Raw genomic sequence first — 18,919 nt, forward strand, 5'->3', positions numbered from 1 at the left:
ATGACTACACCGACCTCACCCAAGGAAATGACCCTGCGCGGCGTGGTGCTGGGTGCGCTGCTGACCGTGATTTTCACTGCGGCCAATGTCTATCTGGGCCTCAAGGTCGGGCTGACCTTCGCCACCTCGATCCCGGCGGCGGTGATCTCGATGGCGGTGCTCAAGGCCTTCGCGGATTCGACCATCCAGGAAAACAACATCGTCCAGACGGTCGCCTCTTCGGCGGGGACCCTCTCGGCGATCGTCTTCGTGCTGCCCGGGCTGGTGATGATCGGCTGGTGGCAGGGTTTCCCCTATTGGCAGTCGGTTGCGGTGATCGTGATCGGCGGGATCCTGGGGGTGATGTATTCGGTGCCGCTGCGCCGCGCCTTGGTGACCGGATCGGACCTGCCCTATCCGGAAGGCGTCGCGGCGGCCGAAGTGCTCAAGGTTGGCGCCGGCGTGGGCGGCGCGGAAGAGAATGCGCGCGGTCTGAAGGCCGTGGTGTTCGGTACGCTAACCTCGGCGATCTATTCGCTTCTGGCCAAGGCCAAGCTGGTGGTCGAAGGCTGGGAAACCGCCTTCCGGCTGGGCGGCGGCGGCAGTTTCCTGTCGCTGACCTTCTCGTTCGCGCTGCTGGGGGTGGGGCACCTGGTTGGGATAGCGGTTGGCCTGGCGATGCTGGTGGGCGTGGTCCTGTCCTACCTGGTGATCCTGCCGCAACTCACCGCCAGCGGCATGCCGGCGGGTGAGGGGATGATGGATTTCCTGCGCGGCGTGTTTCGCAATGAAGTGCGCCTGATCGGCGCCGGGGCGATCGGCGTTGCCGCGATCTATACGCTGCTCAAGGTGATCGGCCCGATCATCAAGGGCATCGCCGGCGCGCTCAAGGCCGATAAGGCCCGCAAGGCCGCCGGGAACATGGCGGCGCTGGAACTGACCGAGCGCGACTTGCCGATCGGGGTTGTCGGTGGCTCGATCGTGGCCCTGCTGGTGCCGGTGGTGCTGCTGCTCGCCAATCTGGCAGCGGGCGGGCCGGTCGAAAAGGCGCTGGGCCTGTCGCTGTTCGCATCGACCATCTACATCCTGATCGCCGGCGTGGTGATCGCTTCGGTCACCGGTTACATGGCCGGACTGATCGGGGCGTCGAACAGCCCGGTTTCGGGGGTGGGGATCCTGTCGGTGCTGGGGATCTCGCTGTTGCTGGTGGGTCTGTTCGGACGCGGGCTTTCGCCGCAGGATACCCAGGCGCTGGTGGCCTTCGCACTGTTCGTCACCGCGATCATCTTTGGCGTGGCCACGATTGCCAATGACAACCTGCAGGATCTCAAAACCGGCCAGCTGGTGGGCGCGACGCCCTGGCGTCAGCAGGTTGCCCTGGTGTTGGGGGTCATCTTTGGCGGGCTGGTGATCCCGCCAATCCTGACTATGCTCAACGACACTTTCGGGTTCCAGGGTGCGCCGGGGGCCGGGCCCAATGCGCTGGGCGCGCCGCAGGCCGCGCTGATCAGCACGATTGCCAAGGGCGTGCTGGGCGGGGACCTCAACTGGAACCTGATCGGGCTTGGCGCGCTGGTCGGGGTGGCGGCGATCGTGATCGACGAAACGCTCAAGCGCACGGGCAAGGGTTCGCTGCCGCCGCTGGCGGTGGGCATGGGCATGTACCTGCCAACCGATTCGACCGGTTTCGTGGTGATCGGCGCGGTGCTGGGCTGGCTCTACAATCGCTGGGCTGTGCGCCAGGCCGATCCGGCCTTTGCCGAACGGATGGGCGTGCTGACCGCCACCGGGCTGATTGTGGGCGACGGGCTGTTCAACGTGGCCTATTCGGTGGTGGTCAGCGCCACCGACAATCCCGATGCGCTGGCCGTGTTCGGGGCCAATCCCTGGGCGGTGCCGGTGGGTGTGGCGCTGTTCGGCGGCCTGACCGCCTGGGCCTATGCCCGGATGCGTAACGACGCGTCACGCGTTCGGTAAGTGCGGCCAGGCCATCCGGCCTGTCCTTGCAACACCGGCCCGCTCCCCCGGCCCGACCACCCCAAGGGTACCATGTCACGGGTGGTCGGGCCGGGGGAGCGGGCCGGTGTTGCAAGCTGATCGCGGATGCGATCAGCGCACCCAACACGGACTTTAGCTGTTGTTGACCACCCGGCGCACGCAGCGCAGCTGGCTGTCCTGACCATCGCTGCCCAGCTTGCGCAGAAAGTTGCCGCTGATCAGGTGGAACTTCTGGCCGTTCTTCGGCCCGCTGGTGAAAGTCAGCCGGTCACCGGTCAGCAGGTAGGACCCGCGGCCCGACGCAGTGCGATAGGTGTTGGCGTTGACCACTGCGAAATCCTCGGCCTGCACCCTCAGGCCGACCGCGCCGGTCGCGTCACCTGGCATTTCGCACAGGAAATTGCCGGGCGGGATCTGCCCGATCGGGCCGCCGGGCACGGCAGCAGCGGGGGCGGCAAGGGCCAGAAGCAGGATGGCGGCGTGCTTGGTCATGCCTGCCTCCTAAGCGCAGCGCGGCTTAGCGGCAAGTGAACGGCTTGCCCGAAAGCGCATCACAGGCTAAGGGCGCGAACCTTCCGGGGCTGCGCTCCCGGGATCTTTCTCATTCTTGAAGGCAGGCATCATGGCCAAGATCAGCGGCGTGGACATCCGTCCCGGCAACATCATCGAATACGAAAAGGGCATCTGGAAGGTCGCCAAGACCCAGCATACCCAGCCCGGCAAGGGCGGGGCCTTCATGCAGGTCGAGATGAAGAACCTGATCGACGGCCGCAAGACCAACGTGCGCTTCCGCAGCCAGGATACGGTCGAAAAGGTCCGGCTCGACACCAAGGACTTCCAGTTCCTCTATGTCGATGGTGACAACCTGATCTTCATGGATGTCGAAACCTACGAACAGATCCAGCTGCCGACCGACCTGCTGGGCGGGGCCGACGCCTTCCTGCAGGACGGGATGACCGTGCTGCTTGAAATGTATGACGAGCGTCCGATCTCGGTCCAGCTGCCTGAACAGGTCGAAGCCACGATCGTCGAAGCCGACGCCGTGGTGAAGGGCCAGACCGCTTCGTCAAGCTACAAGCCGGCGATCCTCGACAACGGCGTGCGCGTGATGGTGCCGCCGCACATCGAAAGCGGCACCCGGATCGTGGTTGACGTGTACGAACGCACTTACGTCCGCAAGGCGGACTGAGGACCAGACCATGGCAGTGATTTCCGGCCTCATCCGCGTGATGGAAAAGGCCGCCCGCAAGGCGGGTGGCCGCCTGCGGCGCGATTTCGGCGAGGTCGAGCACCTCCAGGTCAGCCGCAAGGGGCCGGCCGACTTCGTTTCGAAGGCCGACCAGCGCGCCGAACGGATCATCTGGGACGAGCTGCGCGCGGCCCGGCCCGACTGGGGCTTCCTGATGGAAGAGGGCGGCGAGATTGCCGGGGCCGAAGGCAAGCCGCGCTTCATCGTCGATCCGCTCGACGGGACCAGCAACTTCCTGCACGGTATCCCGCACTTCGCGGTCTCGATCGCGGTGCAGGAACCCAGGCTCGACGGTTCGGGCTGGGGCGATGTGACCGCAGCGGTGATCTATCAGCCGATCCTCGATGAAACCTACTGGGCCGAAAAGAGCCGCGGCGCCTGGCTGCATGACGGGCGGCTGCGGGTTTCGGCGCGGCGGCACCTCGATGAAAGCCTGATCGCCACCGGCATTCCCTTTGCCGGGCGTGGTGACAGCGTGGAATGGATGAAGATCTATGCCGCGCTGGCGCCGCAGGTGGCCGGCATCCGCCGCTTTGGCGCAGCCAGCCTCGATCTCGCCTGGGTGGCGGCGGGCCGTTACGAAGGCTTCTGGGAAAGCGGCCTGGCGCCGTGGGACACTGCAGCGGGTTGCCTGCTGGTGCGCGAAGCCGGCGGCTTCGTGTCCGACTGGCGCGGCGTCTCGCAGCCGATCTGCGACAAGCAGGTGCTGGCCGGAAACGATGCCTTGCATTCGAAGCTGCACAAGATATTGGCGAACACGCTCAAGGCGTGAGCGCTTTGGTGATCGCCTGACGGCGAAGGCATCACCGGCCCGCTCCCCCAGCCCGACCACCCATAGGGTACCATAAGCGGGTGGACGGGGTGCCCCGACAAAACGTCCCCCGGACGTTTTGCGCGCTCGGTGCACGGGAGCGGGCCGGTGATGCAAGCCATCGACGGATGTCGAAGGCGAACTGACAAAGATGCCCCTGTGGCGGAATGGTAGACGCGCTCGACTCAAAATCGAGTTTCGCAAGAAGTGTCCGTTCGAGTCGGACCAGGGGCACCATTGCCGGATTTGAAATGGCGGATTAGGCTGGTCGCATGACCAGAACCCTCATCGCCGCCGCCGCGCTGCTCGCGCTTGCTTCCTCGCCCGCCCAGGCCGATCCGGTGAACGACAAGATCGCCGCCGACCTGCCCGGACTGATGACGATCTATCGCGATCTGCACCAGAACCCTGAACTGTCGCAGCAGGAATTCCGCTCGGCCAAGATCCTGGCTGCCGAAGCGCGCAAGGCCGGGTTCGAAGTGACCGAAGGCGTCTTTGGCACCGGCGTGGTCGCGGTCCTGAAGAACGGGCCGGGGCCGGTGGTGATGATCCGCGCCGATATGGACGCGCTGCCGGTGGAAGAGCAGACCGGGCTGGCCTTCGCGTCGAAGGCGCGCGGCAAGTCGCAGGCCGGAACCGACAGCGGGATCATGCACGCCTGCGGGCACGATACCCACATGACCACCTGGATCGCCACGGCCCGGCTGATGGCGGCCAATCGCGGCAGCTGGTCGGGCACGCTGGTGATGATCGGGCAGCCGGCCGAAGAAACCATCGGCGGCGCATCGGGCATGGTTCGCGAAGGGCTGATGACCCGCTTTCCCAAGCCCGACTATGTGCTGGCGATCCACGATTCGGCCGATCTGCCCTCGGGCGCGATCGGGGTGAAGTCGGGCTTCGTCCTGGCCAATGTTGATAGCGTCGATATCACCGTGAAGGGGCTGGGCGGGCACGGGGCCTATCCCTATACCACCAAGGACCCGATCGTGCTGGCCAGCGCGATCGTGATGCGCCTTCAGACCATCGTCAGCCGTGAGAACAATCCGCTCAATCCCGCAGTCATCACCGTTGGCAGCATTCATGGCGGATCGAAGCACAACATCATCCCCGATGAGGTAAAGCTGCAGCTGACCGTGCGGTCCTATTCCGACGGTTCGCGCAAGCTGCTGCTCGATGGGATCAAGCGCATTGCCCAGGCCGAAGCCGAAGCTTCGGGGCTGCCGGCCGACCGCATGCCGGTGATCAAGGTTGAGGAGCCGGGCGGCCGCGCGACCTGGAACACGCCCGAACTGGCCGAACGCGCACGCAAGGTTCTGGGCGCGCGGCTGGGGGCAGGGCGCGTGCTCGACCCGCCGCCCTCGATGGCTTCGGAAGATTTTGGCGATCTGGCCCGCGGGGCCGGGCCGGGCACGCAGTCGCTGATCATGTGGGTTGGCGGACGGCCCAAGGAGCAGCTCGACGCCGCCGCGCGCGATGGCAAGCAGTTGCCGGGTCTGCACAGCCCGTTCTGGGCGCCCGAAGCCGACAAGGTGATCGCTGCCGGGTCCGAAGCGCTGAGCGTTCTGGCGATGGATCTGATGGCGCGGCGCTGATCGAACGGAGTTGCGATCCATTCGCAACAATTTGATCGCTTTTGCCGATTACTGAATGGGGAAATTCCGGGTGGCCTTGGCGGCGGTCCGGGCGCAAGAAAGCATGGTCAGTTTCCACCCATTCATGGAGAGAGATCATGGGACTCAAGGGTTCGAAGACCGAAGAAAACCTCAAGGCCGCCTTTGCCGGTGAAAGCCAGGCCAACCGCCGTTACCTCTACTTCGCCCAGAAGGCCGATATCGAAGGTCACAACGACGTTGCCGCCGTGTTCCGCTCGACCGCGGAAGGCGAAACCGGCCACGCCCACGGGCACCTCGAATACCTCGAAGAATGCGGTGATCCGGCCACCGGTGAACCGATCGGCGATACCGTTGCCAACCTGAAAGCTTCGATCGCGGGTGAAACCCACGAATACACCGATATGTACCCCGGCATGGCCAAGACCGCGCGCGACGAAGGTTTTGACGAGATTGCCGACTGGTTCGAAACCCTGGCCAAGGCTGAAAAGAGCCACGCCGGCAAGTTCCAGAAGACCCTCGACGGCCTGCTGGCCGAAGCCTGAGCCCCCCGCCCCCTCGTCCACCCGGCGAGGGGTACCCGCGAAGCAATCCAGTGGTGATGCAACCGCCCTGGATTGCTTCGTATCCCATCCTTCAAGCCAATTTCAGGGGGCACGCATGGAAGGCAGCCTCGAAGCGCCCGTGCGCCACGCGATTCCGTGGCAGGACGAAGCCTGGTATGACGAAGCCGCGCTCGATGCAGAGCTGCGCCGCGTCTATGACATCTGCCACGGCTGCCGCCGCTGCTTCAACCTGTGCGACAGCTTTCCGATCCTGTTCGATTCGATCGACGAGGCCCCCAATGAGGAAGTCGATGACCTGACGCCGGTCCAGTTGGCCAAGGTCGTCGATGCCTGCACGCTGTGCGACATGTGCTTCATGACGAAGTGCCCCTATGTGCCGCCGCACAGCTTCGATCTGGATTTCCCGCACCTGATGCTGCGGGCCCGCGCGGTGAAGCACCGCAAGGGCGAAACCCCGTTCATGGACAAGCAGCTGGCCGAAATGGACCGCAACGGGCGGCTTGGCACCATGGCCGCCGGGCTCGCCAACTGGGCCACGGGTGAAGGCAATGGCCTGACCCGTCCGGTGATCGAAAAGGTCACCGGGATCGACCGGCGCGCGCATCTGCCGCCGTTCATGGACGTTTCGCTGACCCGCCAGGCACCCGGGCTGATCCCCGGTCCCAATCCCGATGGCCCAGCCTTTGGCCGGAAGGTCGCGATTTATGCCGGTTGCCATGACGAATTCAACGATGGCGGACCCGGCATTGCCCTGATCAAGGTGCTGGCGCACAACGGCGTGCAGGTTCGGATCGAGCATCCTGACTGCTGCGGCATGCCCAAGTTCGAAAATGGCGACCTGCCTGCCGTGGCCAGCGCCGCGCAGCGGATTTCGGCGCATTTCGTGCCGCTGATCGAGCAGGGCTGGGACATTGTTCCGCTGACCACCAGCTGCGCGCTGATGCTCAAGTTCGAATGGCCACTGATCGAGCCGGGCAATGAACTGGTCAAGCAGCTCAGCCACCACACTTTTGACGTGTCGGAATATGTTGTCGGCCTGGCAAAAGAGACCGGGCTGGCCCCGATCGAACCGATGGCGCAATCGATCGCAGTCCATTTCGCCTGCCATGCCCGGGCCCAGAACATGGGGCCCAAGGCGATGGAAATGCTCCGCCTGATCCCTGAAGCCAGGCCTGCGCTGACCGAACGGTGTAGCGGACACGGCGGCAAGTGGGGTATTTTCAAGGACAATTTTGATCGCGCGGTCAAGGTCGGCAAGCCGGCCGCGCGCAACCTGATGAAGGACCAGCCCGATCTGGTGGTGTCCGAATGCCCGCTCGCCGGGCCGCACCTCAAGCAAGTGATCGCCGCCAATGGCGCGACCCCGCCGGCGCGGATCGGACACCCGATCGAAGTGCTGGCCAAGGCCTATGGACTGTAACACCGATGCCCCGCAGCACGCACACCATCACTCCTGACGACATCCTGCCGCTCGACCAGTACGAATTGATCCGCTCCGACAAGAAGGCCGAGGCGCTGGCGCGCAAGAAGTTCACCCGGCTGGCGGTTGGCCCCCACGCCACGGTGCTGTTCGAGAACTGGGATTCGATGTGGTTGCAGATCCACGAGATGCTGCGGATCGAGAAGGGCGGGGCCGAGCAGCTGGTCGATGAGCTGGCGGCCTATGATCCGATGGTGCCCAAGGGCAGCGAGCTGACCTGCACGCTATTGTTCGAGGTTGAGGATCCGGTGCGCCGCGACCTGTTCCTGCGGACGATCGGCGGGATCGAGCAGCATGTCTCGATCCGGCTGGGCAATCATGTGGTCCCGGCGCGGCCAGAGGGCGATACCGAGCGGACCCGGGCTAGCGACAACAAGGCAAGTGCCGTGCATTTCCTGCATTTCGACTTCTCGGCAGCTGCGATCGCCGAATGGAAGTCCGGTGCCGGCACGGTGATGCTGGTGATCGACCATCCCAATTATGGCCACGCCGCACTGATTGGCGCGGATGCGCGCGAGTTCCTGGGCCGCGAGTGCTTCTGAGCATCATTCGACAGCGCTTGAGCTGCCGCCCGTGCGCTGGCGCGAGCGCTGCTTGATCGCTTCGATCTGGGTCGCATCGGGCATGAAGACTTCGTCGGAATAGGCCTTCTTCTTTTTGCTCTTGCCGCGCTGTTCGGGCACCACATCTTCGATGTCCATGCCGCGCACGGTCAGCGTGGCGCCGGCGCGCTGCTCCAGTTGCGGAACCCCGCGCGGCCCCTGGCGCGGGCCCGAAACTTCGGGCGCAGGCCTGGCACTGCGTTTCCAGCCGCCCCCGCCGCCGCCTTCTCCGCCTTCGTCTGATCCGAAGCCGGTGCCGCGATCGGCTTCGCGAACCTTCAGCGACGAGGCCAGCTTCTTGGCCCCGAACTTCTCGGCTTCCTTGGCGATCAGCTGGTTCTTGGCCTGGGCCGCTTCAAGCTGAGCCTCGGCACCCCAGTCTTCGTCGCTGGCAAAGATCGCCAGCAGAATGGTCAGCACCACTGTCACAGCAGCGAAGTGCTTCAGCAGCTTTGGTGAAATCGCAAGGGTGGGGGCAGCGCGGCGCATGGGGTGCTTCCTAGCGCGCGAAGGTTAACCGCCCCGTTTTAGCTTATGGTTATGAAAACATTGACGGCCGCCGGGATGAAAGGGGCACCCCGACGGCCGTCGTTTCTCCTCCCCAGGAGATTGTGGCAGCGTGATTACGCCGCGAACTGATTCCTGCCTGCGGCTTTATGCCGCAAACTGGTTCATCGTATTGGCGGCGCCGCCGGCCTTGAGGGCCGCTTCGCCAGCGAAGTATTCCTTGTGATCGTCACCGATGTCGCTGCCCGACATGTTCTGGTGCTTCACGCAGGCGATACCCTGGCGGATTTCCTGACGCTGGACGTTCTTGACGTAGCCCAGCATGCCGGCATCACCGAAGTATTCCTTCGCCAGATTGTCGGTGCTGAGCGCGGCGGTGTGATAGGTCGGCAGCGTGATCAAGTGGTGGAAGATGCCGGCTTCGCGCGCCGCATCGCGCTGGAAGGTGCGGATCCGTTCGTCGGCTTCGGCGGCCAGGGCGGTGTCGTCGTAATCGACGCTCATCAGCTTGGCGCGGTCATAGGCTGACACATCCTTGCCTTCTGCCGACCAGGCGTCGAACACCTGCTGGCGGAAGTTCAGCGTCCAGTTGAAGCTGGGCGAATTGTTGTAAACCAGCTTGGCGTTGGGGATCACTTCGCGGATCCGCGAAACCATCCCGCCGATCTGGCCTATGTGCGGCTTTTCGGTTTCGATCCACAGCAGGTCGGCGCCGTTCTGCAGGCTGGTGATGCAGTCCAGCACGCAGCGGTCTTCGCCGGTGCCCGAACGGAACTGATAGAGGTTGCTGGGCAGCCGCTTGGGCTTCATCAGCTTGCCGTCGCGGCTGATCAGCACGTCACCGTGGCCGATTTCGGTCACTTCCTCGCAATCGAGGAAGCTGTTGTACTGATCGCCGATGTCACCGGCTTCGCGGGTGAAGGCGATCTGTTTGGTCAGACCAGCACCCAGCGAGTCGGTGCGGGCGACGATCACGCCATCGTCAACGCCCAGTTCCATGAAGGCATAGCGGACTGCGCGGATCTTGGCGATGAAGTCTTCGTGCGGAACGGTAACCTTGCCGTCCTGGTGGCCGCACTGCTTTTCGTCCGAAACCTGGTTTTCGATCTGGATGCAGCAGGCACCGGCCTCGATGAACTTCTTGGCCAGCAGGTAGGTCGCCTCGGCATTGCCGAAGCCGGCGTCGATATCGGCAACGATCGGAACCACGTGGGTTTCATAGTTGTCGATCGCGCTCTGCAGCTGCTTGGTCTTGACTTCATCGCCGGCCGCCTGCGCCGCGTCGAGATCGCGGAACATCATGCCCAGTTCGCGGGCATCGGCCTGGCGCAGGAAGGTGTAGAGTTCCTCGATCAGTGCCGAAACCGAAGTCTTCTCGTGCATCGACTGATCGGGCAGGGGGCCGAATTCGCTGCGCAGCGCGGCGACCATCCAGCCCGAGAGGTACAGGTAACGGCCCTTGGTGGTGCCGAAGTGCTTCTTGATCGAGATGAGCTTCTGCTGACCGATGAACCCGTGCCAGCAACCCAGCGACTGGGTGTAGGCGGCCGGATCGGCATCATAGGCGGCCATATCGCGGCGCATGATCCCGGCGGTGTACTTGGCGATATCCAGACCGGTCTTGAACCGGTTCTGCAGCCGCATACGGGCAACCGATTCCGCGTTGATCCCGTCCCAGGCCGGCTGGCCCGCGATGGTGGAATTGGCCTGGGTGATTTCGTTCGAATAGGTCACTTGAAGTCTCCTGGGGAGTTGTTGGTGTCCTGATAACGCAGTGCGATGCCTTCGAGTAACGGAAGTTACAGAATTTCTTGTCACAGTGCGCATGTGGGCTGGTTAAGGCTTGCAATGTTGTAAATAAAATTACAAACAGGACGAAATGGCTGAAGCTGCACTCCTTGCCGGTCCTTCGATCCGTCGCTTGCGGCGCCGGGAAGGGCTGACCCAGGCTGCGATGGCGGCGCGGCTGGCGATCTCGCCCAGCTATCTGAACCTGCTCGAACGCAACCAGCGCCCGCTTTCCGCGCGGCTGCTGGTGCAACTGGCCGAACAGTTCGATTTCGATCCACGCAGCCTGCGTCAGGATGAGGCGGTCGGCGGGATCGACGGCCTGCGCCGCCGCCTGGCCGATGAACGCTTTGCCGATCTGGTGATCGATCGCGACGAAGTGGCTGAATGGCTGGCGGCAGCGCCCCATGCCGCGCTGGCCTTTGCCCGGCTCTACGATGCCGGCGGCGGAGGCCGGGGTGAAGGCCCGGCACCGGCCAGCGATCCGATGGACCTTGCCCGGCGCGAGATCGAACGCTGGCGCAACCATTTTGCCGACCTTGACCACGCGGCTGAGGAACTGGCCGACGAACTGCGCCTGTCCAATGCCGAGATCGGCGCGGCGCTGGCCGAACGGCTGCGTCAGCGGCACCAGCTGTCGGTGCGGATCCTGCCGGTCGACGTCATGCCCGATGCGCTGCGCCGGCTGGACCTGCATGCCCGGCAGCTGCAACTGTCCGAACAACTTGACCAGTCATCGCGCAATTTCCAGGTCGCGGTGCAGCTGGCCATGCTGGAACAGCGTGAGGCGATTGCCGCGCTGGCCGATGGTGCCGGCTTTGCCGATCGCGCCGCCTGGCGGCTGTTCCGCCGCCATCTGGCCGGCTACTTCGCCGCCGCGCTGCTGATGCCCTATGGCCGCTTCCTGCGCGCCTGTGAGGGCACCGGTTATGACCTGCCGCTGCTCCAGCGCCGGTTCAACGTGGGCTTCGAGCAACTTGCCCACCGCCTGACCACGCTGCAGCGGGTCGGCCAGCGCGGGCTGCCGTTCTTCATGGCCCGGATCGACCGGGCCGGGCAGTTTTCCAAACGCTATGCCGGGGCCAGCGGAACCACCCTGCTGGAAAGCGGCGCCAGTTGCCCGCTGTGGAACGCCCACCGTGCGTTCGAACAGGCCGGACGCTTTTGCCTGCAAAGCCTCGATTTTACGGATCCGACCGGGCAGGCCTCGCAGTGGTTTACCCTGGCGCGGACGGTTGAGGGCAATGGCGCGCTGGGCGGTGATGGTGCGCAATTTGTAGTGGTGCTGGGGCTTGAATCTGCACTGGCCGGACAACTGGCGCAGTCGCGCGGCATTTCACTGGCGGGCAATCAGGCGGTAGAGGTGGGGGCAGGGTGTGCCTTGTGTCACCGCGCCGACTGCCTGCAACGCTCGCTTCCGCCGCGCGGCGCGGCGCTTGAATTCGATGAACGAACCCGCGGTCTGACCCCGTTCGCCTTCGCCGGTTAGTCGTCTGAAATTGCAGGGCCTTAACCAAGTCCTGTAAAGTTTACCGACATTTCATTTCTCTGCCTTAGGCAGGTCCTTCGCAATTGCTGGAAGGGCCGAAGCGGAACATGATCCGCCTGTTCAAACATTACGTTCCCCATGCCGTGGTCTTGTTGGGGTTGATCGACGTAGCGCTGCTGCTGGCGGTGGGCGATTTCGCCTGGCGTTTGCGCGCCAGCCAGATCGGGATCGATCCCGGGCCGGTCGCCGATCGCGCTTGGCAGCTGACCGGCTTTGCCGCCGTGGTGCTGACCGCGATGATCTCGGTCGGGGTCTATGGCGCCGATGCCCTGCGCTCGATGCGCTATGCCACCGCGCGGATCCTGGTTGCGATCTCGCTGGGGGTGATTGCCCTGGCCTTCCTCGATTTTCTCAGCGGCGGGCACAATTTCTGGCGTTCGATCCTGGCCTACGCGATGCTGGGGGCAGTCTTCGCGCTGGTGATGAACCGGCTGGTGGTGGGCGGCATCCTGGGCGCGGCGGCGTTCCGCCGGCGCGTGCTGGTGCTGGGTGCGGGACTGCGCGCCGATCGGCTGCGCAAGCTCTCCGAACGGCCTGAAAGTGGGTTCGTGATTGTCGGCTATGTCCGGATGACCGAAAGCGAACCGGTGGTCGAAGAGGCGATCGACCGCGCCGCGATCCACAACCTGACCCGCTATGTCGAGAACCTGGGGGTCAGCGAAGTGGTGCTGGCGCTGGAAGAGCGCCGCAATTCGCTGCCGCTGGCCGATCTGCTGCGGATCAAGACCACCGGGGTTCACGTCAACGATTTCTCCAGCTTCATCGAGCGTGAGACCGGCCGGGTCGATCTGGATTCGGTCAATCCCAGCTGGCTGATCTTTTCCGACGGCTTTTCGTCTGGCCGGGCCATTTCGAGCGCCGCCAAGCGGCTGTTCGACATTGCCGCCAGTTCGCTGCTGCTGCTGCTGGCTGCGCCGTTCATCGTGCTGTTTGCGCTGCTGGTGAAGCTGGACAGCAAGGGGCCGGCCTTTTTCCGCCAGAGCCGCGTGGGCCTCTATGGTCAGGTTTTCGACGTGATCAAGCTGCGTTCGATGCGCACCGATGCCGAAGTGAACGGCGCGCAGTTCGCGCAGAAGGACGATCCGCGCGTAACCCGCCTGGGCAAGTTCATCCGCAAGACCCGGATCGACGAATTGCCGCAGACCTGGTCGGTGCTGAAGGGTGAGATGAGCTTTGTCGGCCCGCGTCCCGAACGCCCCGAATTCGTGGCTGAGCTGGAACAGCAGCTGCCGTTCTATGCCGAACGCCACATGGTCAAGCCCGGCATCACCGGCTGGGCGCAGATCAACTATCCCTATGGCGCCAATCTGGAGGATTCCCGCCACAAGCTGGAATACGACCTCTATTACGCCAAGAACTATACCCCGTTCCTGGACCTGCTGATCCTGTTGCAGACGCTGCGGGTGGTGCTGTGGCACGAGGGAGCGCGGTAGGATGAGCTTCGGCCCCGGCATCTGGGCAGGGTTCGACGCGGCCGGGTGGAGCCTGGGCGCGTTGGCCTGCTTGCTGGCGGCGGCCTGGTTGCAACGCTGCCGCATGCGTTTTGGCTCGGCCCGGCCTTCGCTGGTGCTGGCGCTGGCGCTGACCGGAACCTGGGCACTGGTGGGCGCGATCACCGGGATCGATTCGATCAAGGCCGGCCTGGCCGAATGCGCGCGCGATCTGGCGCTGGTCTTTGCGCTTTACCGCTTGTTCGAGGTCGATGGGCGTCACGCGCTGGTCAAGCCGGTGCGTCCGATGCTGGCCGCGCTGGCCTTTGTCGAACTGTTGCAGGTGGCCGTCCAGCTGATGCTGGCGACCCGCAGCGGGGTCAGCGAAGCGGGCTTCCAGACGATCATCACGTTCCACCTGCTGGTGGTTATCGGCGGGCTGGTGCTGCTGCACAACCTGTATGGCGGCGCGTCGAACCAGGCCCGGACGATCCTGCGCTGGCCGGCCACGGCGCTGGCCATGGTATGGATCGTCGATCTCAATTACTATGCGATCGCCTATCTTTCCGAAGACACTCCGCAGGTGCTGGGGCTGGTGCGCGGGCTGGCTGCGGTGCCGGTTGCGCTGCTGCTGGCCTTCGGCAGCGCAAAGGACAGCGAAAGCCCCCGGCTGCGGCCTTCGCGGGCGGTCACATTCCAGTCGATCTCGCTGCTGCTGATCGGTGGTTATCTGGCCGCGATGGTGGCGGTGGCGCAGTGGCTGGCCTTTGCGGGCAGCGATTACGCCGCGACGATGCAGATCGCCTTCGTGGCCCTGGCCTCGCTGCTTGCGCTGCTGGTGCTGCCATCGCAGAAGCTGCGCGGCTGGCTGCGGGTGACTGCGGCCAAGCACCTGTTCCAGCACCGCTATGACTATCGCGCCGAATGGCTGCGGTTTACCCGGACGATCGGCCAAGCCGGACAGCGGGACGCAACCCTGGAAGAGCGTGTGATCCGCGCTGTTGCCGATATCACTGACAGTCCGGCCGGATTGCTGCTGACGCTGTCAGAAAGCGGCGCCATGGAACTGGCGGCGCGCTGGCAGTGGCCCACCGCCGAAGTGCCGGGAGAGGCCGTTGATCTGGCGACGATCCGGGGGATCGAGCGCAGCGGCTATGTGGCCGACCTCGATGCGCTGCGCGCCGGCAATCGCGATCGCAAGATCGATTTCGAAATGCCGGCCTGGCTGATTGCCGAGCCGCGCGCCTGGGCGCTGGTGCCGCTGCTGCATTTCGAGCGGTTGGTGGGCGTGGTGGTGCTGGCCCGGCCAGCACATACCCGCAGCCTGGACTGGGAGGATTTCGACCTGTTGCGGGTCGCCGGGCAGCAGCTGGCGAGCTATCTGGCCGAGCATGCCGGTCAGTCCGCACTGGCCGAAGCGGCCCGGTTTGACGATTTCCATCGCCGCATCGCCTTCGTGATGCACGATATCAAGAACCTGGCCAGCCAGCTTGGCCTACTGGCGCGCAATGCCGAACAGCATGCCGACAATCCCGATTTCCGGGCTGACATGCTGGTCACCCTGCGCAATTCGGCCGACAAGCTCAACGCGCTGCTGGCCCGCCTGTCGCGCTATGGGCCGGCCACCAATGTCGGACTTGTGCCGGTACGTGCCGATGGAATCGCGCGATCGGTGGTTGAACAATTGCAGGTCGCCCATCCGGTTTCGCTGGTCGAATGCGAAGCGGTTGAGGTTTCGGCCGATCCTGAACTGCTTGAGCAGGTGCTGCTCCACCTGGTGCAGAACGCGATTGACGCCAGCGCAGCAGAGGCACCGGTCTTCGTTCGGGTGGCGCAGGAAGGCCTCAACGGTGCGATCGAGGTGGTCGATTCCGGCACCGGGATGAGCGCCGAATTCGTCCGCACCCGGCTGTTCAAGCCGTTCGATTCGACCAAGCAGGGCGGCTTCGGGATCGGCGCCTATGAAGCGCGCGAGCTGGTCCGGGCAATGCAGGGCCGGATCGAGGTGGAAAGCCGCGAAGGGCTGGGCACCCGCTTCATCATCCGCCTGCCGATGGCCGAAACCGCCGAAATCATCAAAACCATGTCCGCCAAGGGCGGAGAACCCAGAAAGGTCGCGTAATGTCTTCGGACAAACCCAAGCTGTTGATCGTCGAGGACGATGCCGGGCTGCAGGCCCAGCTCAAATGGGCCTGGCCCGACTTCGAGGTGATCGTGGCCGGAGATCGCGCCAGCGCCCTGGCTGCGCTGCGCGCCGAAGAGCCGCCGGTGGTGACGCTTGACCTGGGACTGCCGCCCGATCCCGATGGGACCAGCGAGGGCTTTGCCGTGCTGGACGAGATCATGGCGATCAAGCCCGATACCAAGGTGATTGTGGCTTCGGGCCACGGTGCCCGCGAAAGCGCCCTGCAGGCGATCGCCAAGGGCGCCTATGACTTTTACCAGAAGCCGGTCGATATCGAGGCGCTGGGGCTGATCGTGCGGCGCGCGCTGCAATTGCAGACGATCGAGGCCGAGAACCGCAAGCTGGCCGCGCGCGGCAGCGAGGATAACCGGGTGCTGGGCCGGATGATCACCGCCGCACCGGAAATGCTCAAGGTCGCGCGCACGATCGAGCGGGTGGCCAACACCAATGTCTCGGTCATGCTGCTGGGCGCAAGCGGCACCGGCAAGGAACTGCTGGCGCGCGGTCTGCACGACGCGAGTGACCGCGCAGGCGGCACCTTCGTAGCGATCAACTGCGCCGCGATCCCCGAAAACCTGCTGGAAAGCGAGCTGTTCGGGCATGAAAAGGGCGCCTTCACCGGCGCGGTCAAGACCACCGAGGGCAAGATCGAACAGGCCAACGGCGGCACGCTGTTCCTGGACGAAGTGGGCGACATTCCGCTGCCCTTGCAGGTCAAGCTGCTGCGCTTTCTGCAGGAACGCGTGATCGAGCGGATCGGCTCGCGCAAGTCGATTCCGGTCGATACCCGGATTGTTTGCGCAACCCACCAGGATCTTGAAGCGATGATCGCCGATGGCCGGTTCCGCGAAGACCTGTTCTACCGCCTGGCCGAAATCGTGGTGAAGATCCCCAGCCTGGCCGAGCGTCCCGGCGATGCGGCCCTGCTGGCCAAGTCGTTCCTGGCCCGCTTTGCCAAGGAAATGAACCCGGCGGTCAAGGGCTTCGCCCCTGATGCGCTGGCGGCGATCGATGCCTGGCCCTGGCCGGGCAATGTCCGCGAATTGGAAAACCGGGTGAAACGCGCGGTGATCATGACCGAAGCCAAGTTGGTCGGCGCGGCCGACCTTGATCTTGCCGCCCCGGCCGAGGGTGATTGCCAGGTGCTCAACCTCAAATCTGCGCGCGAGGCGGCCGATCGCAAGGTGATCCGCCATGCCCTGGCCCGCAGCGAGGGCAACATTTCCAGCACTGCTAAACTGCTGGGGATCAGCCGCCCGACGCTGTACGATCTGCTCAAGCAATACGACCTGCAGGCCTGACGTGGCCGTGCGGCGCACAACCGGCCTGATTGCTGCCGGCCTGCTGCTGGCGATTGCGGGGCCGCTGGCCGCCATGCCCGAAGCCGCGCAGCAAAGCTTTGCCTCGGCGCGTTCGGCGCTGGCGCGCGGCGATGGCATCGCGGCCGAAGCCGATCTGCGCCGCGCTGGTGCGGCGGGTGCCAGCCGGATCGAACTGGCGGCGACCATGGGCGAGGCGATGATCGCGCAGGGCGAACTGGCCAAGGCCCGTGAATGGCTGGCACCGGGACAGTTCGCCAAGGGCGAGGAAGCTTATGGCTGGCGCATGCTGGCGCTGCTTGAACGCGTTTCCGGCAATCTGCCGGCCGCCGGACGCGCGCTGGATCGCGGCCTTTCCGCCAATCCCAAGGACGCGATGCTGTGGGTCGAGATCGGGCGCTTGCGCTATGTCGGGGGTGAGCATCTCCAGGCGATCGAAGCGTCCGAACGCGCGCTGGCAGCCGATCCGGACAATGTCCGCGCGATCGAGCTGGGCGCCCAGCTGGTCCGCGACTCCGCCGGACCGATCGCCGCGCTGCCGCTGTTCGAACGCGCGCTGGCGGTTGACCCCAGGGATATGGCGGTGCTGGGCGGCTATGCTGCCGCGCTGGGCGAAGCTGGCCGTGCCCGCGAAATGCTGGAGGTGACCCGGCGGATGCTGGCCCAGGACGCTACCAGTCCGCAGGCCTTCTTCCTGCAAGCAGTGCTGGCGGCGCGCGCCGGCAAGGTCGATCTGGCCCGGGCCATGCTCAACCGGATCGAGGATCGGCTGGATTCCATGCCGGCCGGGCTGCTGCTGTCAGGATCGCTTGAGCTGGATGCCGGAAATGCCAATGTTGCAGTCACCCGCCTGACCGTGCTGGCCAACCGGCAGCCGGCCAACCGGGCGGCGCAGCTGCTGCTGGCGCGCGCGCTGTACGAATCCGGCGATTACAACCAGCTGTTCGCGCGCTTTTGGGGGCTGGCCGAGCGCGGCGATGCGTCCCCTTATCTGTTGAATGTTCTGGCAAGAGCGTTGGAAGAACGCGGTGATCGCCTGGCAGCGGCTGGCCTGCTTGACCGGGCCGCGCAGGCCAGTGGTCAGGCCTTGCAACCGATTGCCGAACTGGCCAGCCCGGGTGAACTGGCCGCACGGTGGTCCGCCAATCCAGCCTCGCCAGGAACGGCGGTGCCCTATGTGCGGGCGCTGCTTTCTGCCAATGATCTTGGCGGTGCCGATCGTGTCACCCGCCGGATTTATGAATTGCGGCCCGGTTCGGCCGAAGCGCTGGGCCTGATCGGTGATGCCGAACTGGCGCGCGGCGATGGCGCCAGGGCGCTGGAACACTACACCTTGTCAAGCAAGGTCCGTTTTCCGGCCCAGTTGCTGCCCCGGATTGCCGGTGCCTTTGCTGCCCAGGGCCGCGCGGGTGCGGTGCAGCCGCTGCTGGCCCAGTACCTTGCAGCATTCCCCCGCAGCCGGATCGCCCAGCGAATGGCGGCAAGCCAGGCCGCGATCGCTGGCGATTGGCGCACGGCGCGGGCCCTGCTGGAAAATCTGCTCAAGCGCGGCGGAGACCGGGACTGGCGATTGCTCTGCGATCTCAGCCTGGCGCAGCTGCGCGATGGTGATGCCAAGGTGGCCCAGGCCACCGCCCAACGCGCCTGGCGCCTGCAACCAGCCAGCGCGCTGACCAACCAGGCCTGGGGCATGGCACTGGCGGATAGTGGAGACGATAAACCGCGTGCCCGCGAATTGCTGAACGCAGCGCGCCGGATCGGCGGCGACAACCCCTTGCTGGCCGAAGCGCTCAAAAAGCTCAACTAGCCTCTCGACAAGCGCGCGGGGCTTGCCCAAAGGCAATTT

At 64.9% G+C, this 18,919-nt stretch carries 15 protein-coding genes and 1 tRNA gene; 13 read left to right on the top strand and 3 right to left on the bottom strand.

Features of this window, described 5'->3' with window-relative positions; genetic code table 11:
* Positions 1-1,956 carry an oligopeptide transporter, OPT family gene (locus IT549_RS08180; RefSeq protein ID WP_292971826.1) on the top strand — a complete coding sequence of 652 codons (1,956 nt, stop codon included), beginning with the start codon at positions 1-3 and terminating at the stop codon, positions 1,954-1,956.
* Positions 1,957-2,109: 153 nt separating this feature from the next.
* Here the strand turns inward: IT549_RS08180 and IT549_RS08185 are convergent, their stop codons facing one another.
* Positions 2,110-2,469: an elongation factor P gene (locus IT549_RS08185; protein ID WP_292971828.1), complete on the bottom strand. Its 360-nt coding sequence runs from the start codon at positions 2,467-2,469 to the stop codon at positions 2,110-2,112.
* A 130-nt stretch (positions 2,470-2,599) separates the two neighbouring features.
* Here IT549_RS08185 and efp point away from each other — a divergent pair, with 130 nt between their 5' ends.
* The 7 genes from efp to IT549_RS08220 all read left to right on the top strand — a co-directional run bounded on the left by efp (position 2,600) and on the right by IT549_RS08220 (position 8,235).
* Positions 2,600-3,166 carry an elongation factor P gene (efp, locus tag IT549_RS08190; RefSeq protein ID WP_292971830.1) on the top strand — a complete coding sequence of 189 codons (567 nt, stop codon included), beginning with the start codon at positions 2,600-2,602 and terminating at the stop codon, positions 3,164-3,166.
* Between the two features lie 10 nt (positions 3,167-3,176).
* Positions 3,177-3,998, top strand: a complete 822-nt coding sequence (locus IT549_RS08195) for an inositol monophosphatase family protein (protein WP_292971832.1) — start codon at positions 3,177-3,179, stop codon at positions 3,996-3,998.
* A 192-nt stretch (positions 3,999-4,190) separates the two neighbouring features.
* Positions 4,191-4,274 (top strand) — tRNA-Leu (locus tag IT549_RS08200).
* Positions 4,275-4,309: 35 nt separating this feature from the next.
* The gene (locus IT549_RS08205) at positions 4,310-5,629 is read left to right on the top strand and encodes an amidohydrolase (protein WP_292971834.1); all 1,320 of its coding nucleotides are present in this window, start codon (positions 4,310-4,312) and stop codon (positions 5,627-5,629) included.
* Positions 5,630-5,766: 137 nt separating this feature from the next.
* A complete protein-coding gene (locus tag IT549_RS08210; protein ID WP_292971836.1) occupies positions 5,767-6,192 on the top strand; it encodes a rubrerythrin family protein in 426 nt (141 codons plus the stop codon).
* A gap of 115 nt (positions 6,193-6,307) precedes the next feature.
* A complete protein-coding gene (locus IT549_RS08215; RefSeq protein WP_292971838.1) occupies positions 6,308-7,633 on the top strand; it encodes a heterodisulfide reductase-related iron-sulfur binding cluster in 1,326 nt (441 codons plus the stop codon).
* 5 nt (positions 7,634-7,638) lie between these two features.
* The gene (locus IT549_RS08220) at positions 7,639-8,235 is read left to right on the top strand and encodes a DUF3501 family protein (protein WP_292971840.1); all 597 of its coding nucleotides are present in this window, start codon (positions 7,639-7,641) and stop codon (positions 8,233-8,235) included.
* A gap of 3 nt (positions 8,236-8,238) precedes the next feature.
* Here IT549_RS08220 and IT549_RS08225 read toward each other — a convergent pair whose 3' ends face one another.
* Positions 8,239-8,784, bottom strand: coding sequence for a hypothetical protein (locus IT549_RS08225; protein WP_292971842.1), 546 nt, complete (start codon positions 8,782-8,784; stop codon positions 8,239-8,241).
* Positions 8,785-8,949: 165 nt separating this feature from the next.
* A complete protein-coding gene (locus IT549_RS08230) occupies positions 8,950-10,536 on the bottom strand; it encodes an isocitrate lyase (protein ID WP_292971844.1) in 1,587 nt (528 codons plus the stop codon).
* A 145-nt stretch (positions 10,537-10,681) separates the two neighbouring features.
* Here IT549_RS08230 and IT549_RS08235 point away from each other — a divergent pair, with 145 nt between their 5' ends.
* The 5 genes from IT549_RS08235 (at position 10,682) to IT549_RS08255 (ending at position 18,880) form a co-directional block, all read left to right on the top strand.
* Positions 10,682-12,079, top strand: a complete 1,398-nt coding sequence (locus IT549_RS08235) for a short-chain fatty acyl-CoA regulator family protein (RefSeq protein WP_292971846.1) — start codon at positions 10,682-10,684, stop codon at positions 12,077-12,079.
* 107 nt (positions 12,080-12,186) lie between these two features.
* Complete coding sequence (locus IT549_RS08240; RefSeq protein ID WP_292971848.1) at positions 12,187-13,572, top strand: TIGR03013 family XrtA/PEP-CTERM system glycosyltransferase; 1,386 nt, start codon at positions 12,187-12,189, stop codon at positions 13,570-13,572.
* A gap of 1 nt (position 13,573) precedes the next feature.
* Positions 13,574-15,691, top strand: coding sequence for an XrtA/PEP-CTERM system histidine kinase PrsK (gene prsK / locus IT549_RS08245; protein WP_292971850.1), 2,118 nt, complete (start codon positions 13,574-13,576; stop codon positions 15,689-15,691).
* Positions 15,691-17,055 (top strand): PEP-CTERM-box response regulator transcription factor, encoded by a 1,365-nt coding sequence (gene prsR / locus IT549_RS08250; RefSeq protein WP_292971852.1) that lies wholly within the window; start codon positions 15,691-15,693, stop codon positions 17,053-17,055. Before prsK ends, prsR begins: the two co-directional genes overlap by 1 nt.
* Before the next feature lie 7 nt (positions 17,056-17,062).
* A complete protein-coding gene (locus IT549_RS08255) occupies positions 17,063-18,880 on the top strand; it encodes a tetratricopeptide repeat protein (RefSeq protein ID WP_292971854.1) in 1,818 nt (605 codons plus the stop codon).
* Positions 18,881-18,919 lie beyond the last annotated feature (39 nt).

The sequence above is a fragment of the Novosphingobium sp. genome, from assembly GCF_020852455.1.
Lineage (GTDB): Bacteria > Pseudomonadota > Alphaproteobacteria > Sphingomonadales > Sphingomonadaceae > Novosphingobium.

What these genes read in the sequence shown, in the direction of transcription:
- IT549_RS08180 (WP_292971826.1), top strand. Translation starts at nt 1, where the DNA reads ATGACTACACCGACCTCACCCAAGGAAATGACCCTGCGCGGCGTGGTG.
- IT549_RS08185 (WP_292971828.1), bottom strand. Translation starts at nt 2,469, where the DNA reads ATGACCAAGCACGCCGCCATCCTGCTTCTGGCCCTTGCCGCCCCCGCT.
- efp (WP_292971830.1), top strand. Translation starts at nt 2,600, where the DNA reads ATGGCCAAGATCAGCGGCGTGGACATCCGTCCCGGCAACATCATCGAA.
- IT549_RS08195 (WP_292971832.1), top strand. Translation starts at nt 3,177, where the DNA reads ATGGCAGTGATTTCCGGCCTCATCCGCGTGATGGAAAAGGCCGCCCGC.
- IT549_RS08205 (WP_292971834.1), top strand. Translation starts at nt 4,310, where the DNA reads ATGACCAGAACCCTCATCGCCGCCGCCGCGCTGCTCGCGCTTGCTTCC.
- IT549_RS08210 (WP_292971836.1), top strand. Translation starts at nt 5,767, where the DNA reads ATGGGACTCAAGGGTTCGAAGACCGAAGAAAACCTCAAGGCCGCCTTT.
- IT549_RS08215 (WP_292971838.1), top strand. Translation starts at nt 6,308, where the DNA reads ATGGAAGGCAGCCTCGAAGCGCCCGTGCGCCACGCGATTCCGTGGCAG.
- IT549_RS08220 (WP_292971840.1), top strand. Translation starts at nt 7,639, where the DNA reads ATGCCCCGCAGCACGCACACCATCACTCCTGACGACATCCTGCCGCTC.
- IT549_RS08225 (WP_292971842.1), bottom strand. Translation starts at nt 8,784, where the DNA reads ATGCGCCGCGCTGCCCCCACCCTTGCGATTTCACCAAAGCTGCTGAAG.
- IT549_RS08235 (WP_292971846.1), top strand. Translation starts at nt 10,682, where the DNA reads ATGGCTGAAGCTGCACTCCTTGCCGGTCCTTCGATCCGTCGCTTGCGG.
- IT549_RS08240 (WP_292971848.1), top strand. Translation starts at nt 12,187, where the DNA reads ATGATCCGCCTGTTCAAACATTACGTTCCCCATGCCGTGGTCTTGTTG.
- prsK (WP_292971850.1), top strand. Translation starts at nt 13,574, where the DNA reads ATGAGCTTCGGCCCCGGCATCTGGGCAGGGTTCGACGCGGCCGGGTGG.
- prsR (WP_292971852.1), top strand. Translation starts at nt 15,691, where the DNA reads ATGTCTTCGGACAAACCCAAGCTGTTGATCGTCGAGGACGATGCCGGG.